This window comes from Mesorhizobium sp. M1A.F.Ca.IN.020.06.1.1 (assembly GCF_004023265.1).
Classification (GTDB): Bacteria; Pseudomonadota; Alphaproteobacteria; order Rhizobiales; family Rhizobiaceae; genus Mesorhizobium.
Genome location: NZ_RZSR01001422.1, coordinates 1 through 1038, shown reverse-complemented (window position 1 = coordinate 1038; position 1038 = coordinate 1). Strand labels below are relative to the sequence as shown.

The 1038-nt window shown below is 67.0% G+C and carries 2 protein-coding genes; both read right to left on the bottom strand.

The features are described from left to right. The coding region (locus EOA60_RS34530; protein ID WP_164899838.1) for an SMC-Scp complex subunit ScpB at positions 1–671 on the bottom strand (671 nt) is incomplete at its 3' end. A 2-nt stretch (positions 672–673) separates the two neighbouring features. Next, positions 674–1038 (bottom strand): DUF1403 family protein (locus EOA60_RS34525; protein ID WP_128312710.1); only part of this gene is annotated, 365 nt, incomplete at its 5' end.

Sequence of the window (1038 nt, the reverse complement as noted above, 5' to 3'; positions counted from 1 at the left end):
TCCTCATCCCGATCGGAAAACTCGTGCATGATGTCGCCGGCCAGCAGCTTTTCCTTCGACAGCAGCCCGGCGTCCTCGAGCGCCTCGAAATCCGGCAGCTGGCGCAGTGTGTCGAACCCGAACTGGGACAGGAAATTTTTCGTCGTCACATAGGTGTAGGGCGCGCCCGGCTGGGGGCTGCGCGGCCCCGAGGCGATGAGGTCCTGCGCGCGCAGCACGCCGATAAGGTCGCGCGACACCTCCTTGCCGAACAAGGACGACAGCTCGCCCCGGGTGATCGGCTGGAAGTAGGCGATGCACATCAGGACGAGCGCTTCCGACTGCGTCAGCTCTTTTGTCCCCTGCCCCGCCGGCGTGCCGAAGGCGGCGCGGATGGCGTCGCCGAAAACCTTCTTGGTGCGGTGCTGCCAGCCGCCGGCGACCGACACCAGCTCGTAGGGGCGGCCGGCGAGCTCCGCGCGGATGTCGTCGATGACCAAATCGAGATTGCAGTTTCTTCCCACTACCCGCACCAGCACCTCGCGCGGCACAGGCTCGCTGGCGGCAAAGATCACCGCTTCGACGCGGCCCATCCATTCGCGCCAGCGCAGTTCTGGCGGCAGGTGCTCGAGCTCGGTGTCGAGCAGCGCCGGCTGATCGTCTGGCTTGCGGCGAACGGAGGCTTGGCTCATCGCTACAGCCCAAACAGCCGGAAGCTGGCGCGGCCCGACAGTTCGCGCACGGCCTCGAGCTGCTGCAGCCGCTCGAACAAGCGCCGCGCCGCGAAGCGCGACAGGTTTTTCGTCGTCAGCGATCCGGCCACGGCATCTTCATTGAGCAGCAAAAAAACCACGTCGCCGGCGCCTTTCGAGCGCAGCTTTGGCGCCACCGCCAGGAGTTTTTCGGAGCGGCGTGACAGCTCGGCGGCCAGCCGGCAGGCCTCAGCCGCTCCTTGAACCAGCGCGAGGCAGACCGCCCGCTCAAAACCTTCTTGCCCGGGTCGGATGCGCTTGCCGCCGGCCTCGGCGCGGAAGGGCGGGCCAAAAGCCTGCGCCATAT